Source organism: Candidatus Binataceae bacterium (genome assembly GCA_035308025.1).
Taxonomy (GTDB): domain Bacteria; phylum Desulfobacterota; class Binatia; order Binatales; family Binataceae; genus JAJPHI01.
In genome coordinates this window covers 1-3715 of record DATGHL010000057.1, presented here as the reverse complement: position 1 = coordinate 3715, position 3715 = coordinate 1, and the positions used below count along the sequence as shown (strand labels likewise).

At 62.8% G+C, this 3715-nt stretch carries 5 protein-coding genes and 1 pseudogene; all 6 read right to left on the bottom strand.

The genetic code is table 11. The annotated features are described in order from the left end of the window. Positions 1-130: 130 nt before the first annotated feature. The 6 genes and pseudogenes from VKS22_17555 to VKS22_17530 all read right to left on the bottom strand — a co-directional run bounded on the left by VKS22_17555 (position 131) and on the right by VKS22_17530 (position 3566). A complete protein-coding gene (locus VKS22_17555) occupies positions 131-454 on the bottom strand; it encodes a hypothetical protein (GenBank protein ID HLW72412.1) in 324 nt (107 codons plus the stop codon). Continuing rightward, positions 451-849: a conjugal transfer protein TraD gene (locus tag VKS22_17550; GenBank protein HLW72411.1), complete on the bottom strand. Its 399-nt coding sequence runs from the start codon at positions 847-849 to the stop codon at positions 451-453. The genes VKS22_17555 and VKS22_17550 overlap by 4 nt, the downstream gene beginning before the upstream one ends. Positions 850-856: 7 nt before the next feature. Beyond that, on the bottom strand, positions 857-1462 hold the full coding sequence (gene traF, locus VKS22_17545) for a conjugative transfer signal peptidase TraF (GenBank protein ID HLW72410.1): 606 nt from the start codon (positions 1460-1462) through the stop codon (positions 857-859). Positions 1463-1641: 179 nt separating this feature from the next. After that, on the bottom strand, positions 1642-1887 hold the full coding sequence (locus VKS22_17540; protein ID HLW72409.1) for a hypothetical protein: 246 nt from the start codon (positions 1885-1887) through the stop codon (positions 1642-1644). 31 nt (positions 1888-1918) lie between these two features. Continuing rightward, positions 1919-3052 carry a TrbI/VirB10 family protein gene (locus VKS22_17535; GenBank protein HLW72408.1) on the bottom strand — a complete coding sequence of 378 codons (1134 nt, stop codon included), beginning with the start codon at positions 3050-3052 and terminating at the stop codon, positions 1919-1921. 37 nt (positions 3053-3089) lie between these two features. Continuing rightward, positions 3090-3566, bottom strand: a pseudogene (locus VKS22_17530) (TrbG/VirB9 family P-type conjugative transfer protein). Positions 3567-3715 lie beyond the last annotated feature (149 nt).

Sequence of the window (3715 nt, the reverse complement as noted above, 5' to 3'; positions counted from 1 at the left end):
GGTCGATGCTACGTCCCGCACGCGCTAGCTCGACGATCCGGCGCCGGTATTCCGGCGCATATGGCGGATGGGTTCTTGGCATCGGGGAACTCCTTCTCTCTTCCTCCCCAACACCGTCTACGAAAGCGGGTCAAGTCCAGAACTCCTGCTGCGCGCCGGGCCGCCCGAGGTAGCGCGCGTGGGCTGTCCACGCTCCGCTCCATCGATTCCGCGAGAACGACGCTTTGACCACGCTGCGCCGCGCATAGACCGCCGGTTCGGCGACGTTGACGCGCGGCGCGCGAGTGCCGCTCAGACTGCCGCGCGGCTGCTGCCGCCGGAAACTGTGTTGCACGCCCAGTTGGCGCAGCGCCCGCGCCCACCACGGCACCAGCTTCTGCGGCCGTTCGGACTGCTCGTGGCGCAGCTTGAGTTCGACCTCGCGCGGCGGGCGGAGGAAGCGGATGCGTTTCATGCCCGCGCCTCCGTCAACGCTTCGCTCAACGCCACCACCAACCGTGTCGGATCGTCGGGGGCCTTGCGGCCGAGCGCTTCGATGATGTCGCGTACCTGCGCCCCGCTCAGCGTCAGGGCATGGAGACCTTGCGCCCGCTGCCACGACTTCCACGCTCGCTTGCCGGTCGCCCGCTGATCGAGCTTCGTGCGGCCCAGACGCGACACCCGTTCCCGCTCCGTTGTCGAGAGCCGGCGCGTCTCTTGCGCGACGCTCAGTAAAGCACCGAGCAAGTAGTCGGGCGGCTCTAGATCGAGACCCGCCAGTGCGATCAGGCCGCCGAGGTTGGCCAGGTGATGGACCCGCAGTCCCTGCTCGTGACTGTGACCGTTGCCGTTACCGTTCGTGTTCGCCATGTGACATTCACCACGTGAGCACCGGTTGGATTGCGCCACGCACGCTGCTCAACGGCACCGGTCCGAAGTAGCGCGCGTCCCAGCTACGCCGGTCGTGGAACCCGAACAGCCAGACCTGATTAGCGCCGACCCTGTAGCTGCCGAAGGGGACATGCTGAAGCGGTCGTCCTTTGCTGTCGTGGAGTGCGACCGCGCTATGCGGAATCGGCGCGCCGTTGATCGTCACGCCGCCGCGTTCGATCACGACTGTATCGCCGGACAGCCCGTCCGCGATCTTGCCGACCGGCTCGGCGTTGCCCGGACAGGAACCGGTGCGGAGATAGCCGCGCGCCAGTCCCGCCTGAGCGATCTCCGGCGGCAGGCAGGCTGCGACCAGATCGCCGCGATGAAAGCTCTGCGACGCGATGTGATAGACGCCCGCCGGGGCGGCGCTGTCGGTATTGGCGATGAGAATCCCGAATGCCTCGCCGGCCCAGATCAGGAGCGCCCCGACCATGACGATTCCGGCCAGCGTCGAGAGCACTTTGCCGCCGGCTTCCCGTTGCCAAATCCAGAGCCAGAAAGCAGCGGATTCCGGGATCGAATCCGCCGTACGGTACGGTATCCAGCTCATCTCCGCCTCCCGGGCAAAAAGGCCGCGGGTTCGTTGCGGAATCCGACAGAAATGCCGCACTGTGCCGCAGGGTCCTTTATCTTGCTCTACGAACCCGCCTCCTGAACCCGCGCCCTTTTGCCCCTTCCAATTCGTTTTATCCGCTACGGTCATCACGCCTTCTGCATCGATGAAACTTCTCATTGCAGTTTCCCGTTCGCAGCGTCATTGCTACGGCCTTGAAGCTTCCGGCCCCGCCGTGGTCCGCCGTCGAGTTCGGATTTAATCTGCTTGCACAGCCGCCCCATCGCGGCGCTAATTGTTTCGGCAAGATCGAAGCCCGCCGCATCGGCTTTGCTGCGCAGTTCCTCAATGTCCCGTTTGAGCGCTGCCGGCAGCTTGAAGGTGATCGCTTCGAGTTCCTGTTTGCGTCGCAATACACTCATCTGAACTGCTCCTTAAATTAATTGCTGCGCGTCACTTGCCGTAAGGACCGGGAAACACGAGGTCCTGGGTCACCATCACCGCGAATTCGTAGCCCGGCCGAATCTCGATCGTGGCGGGCCGATTCAGACCGTTGCCGACCATCTGCTGACCCAACGCTCCGAATTGATTCGAGGCTGCCGAGCCTGCGACTTCACCCGCCATCGCGAATTGATTCGGATGCGTGTAGCCGTAAGGGCCAAATGTTCCGCCGCTACCGAAGGTCGCCATTTGTCCGATCTGCTGGCCCGCGCTGATCAGGCTGATCAATGCGGCGGTGCCGAAGGTCGCGAGATAGTGGTGATCGACCTGATCGCTGAGCCCGGCGTAGCCGCTCTGGTCCGCGCCCGGCATCGACGGCAAAGTCATGCTCGTGGTGTTGGGAAAGATCAGCCGCTGCCACGCAATCGAGATGCGCTGTTGACCCCACGAATTGGCGTTCTGATACGTCCCGATTAAGCGGCTCCCTTGCGGAATCAAAACGTATTTGCCGCTCGCGCTGTCGAGCACGTTCTGGCTGACTTGCGCGAGGATCGGACCCGGCAAATCCGAGTTAATGCCGCTGATCAAAACCGCCGGAACAATGTTCCCCGCCATGACGGTGTAAGGCGACGCGGCTGGTTGCAAAAGCACTCCTGAAGCTGCGGGATTTTCGCTAACAGAACCGCTGCCCAAAGCGGTTTGTTTGCCGTTGATCTCGAGCGTGCTGCCGCCGTGAAATGCTGCAACAATTTGCGGCGCTTCGAGCGCCTTCAGATACTTGTCCTCGGCCCACTGCGCGAAACGGCTAGGCGGCCTCGGCGCCGTGCGCTGGAACGGCGCCGGGGCGATTGGCGGAAGCGGCTGCGCGGGCATCGCAATTGGTTGCTCACGCGGCGTCGCGCCGTGCGCGGCGAGATCGGCAACTTCGCCGCGATCACGTGACTCGGCATTGGGATCATCGATGAGCTTCTGCGCCGCTCCGCTTTGGTTGATTCCGGAACGCTCCACGCCGAGCGCCAGCACCGTGCCGCCAATCACCGCGACCGCGATCGCCAGCAGCCCGAGCAAGCGATTAAAGCGCTCGCCGTTAATCGACTCGTCGCCGCTTTCTTCGAACTCTTCTGGTTGGACTTTATTGATACGCACGTCGCAGACTCCTTTGCTCGCTGCGCCTTCGGCTCCGCTAGCGCACCCCACCCGCATACGAGATCGTCACGCGGTCCTGTTCGCGGCCGACACCCGCAACCATCACCGCGTCGCTGAATAAGCGATCGACGACGTAGTAATTGCCGGCCACGCGATAGTTGGCCATCTGCGTGCCGTTGCCCGCGCTGATGAGCAGCGCCGGCGCTTCACTCGACTTCATTCCGCTCGGCATCTGCACATAGACATGAGAGCCGTCGTCGAACGCGCGTATCGGCTTCCAGGGCTCGTCGGCTCCGGCGATCGTGTAAGCGAAGTTCAGTTGCGCCGGATCGACGTGCGCAATGGGTATGCCGCTCGTCGAATTAGTCGCCGGATCGGTGACATTCTTCGCGGCATTGTCAGCCTCTTTCATCGCGGTGAGCAGCTCGTCGGGGTAGTAGAATTCGACCTCGCGCAAGGCGTGGCCACGCACCCGCAACAGTAAGTGGTAGATATGCTTGGTGGTGTAAATCGTGAGGTTGGTTGGAGTTACCCCGGTTCGGTAGACGGTATTGGGCTAGTGGTTAAAGTCCTGCTTTGTTGAATCCTTTCGTAGTTGATCGGTGAAAGATAGTCGAGCGCGGAGTGGCGGCGATGCGGGTTGTACCACCCCTCGATGAACTC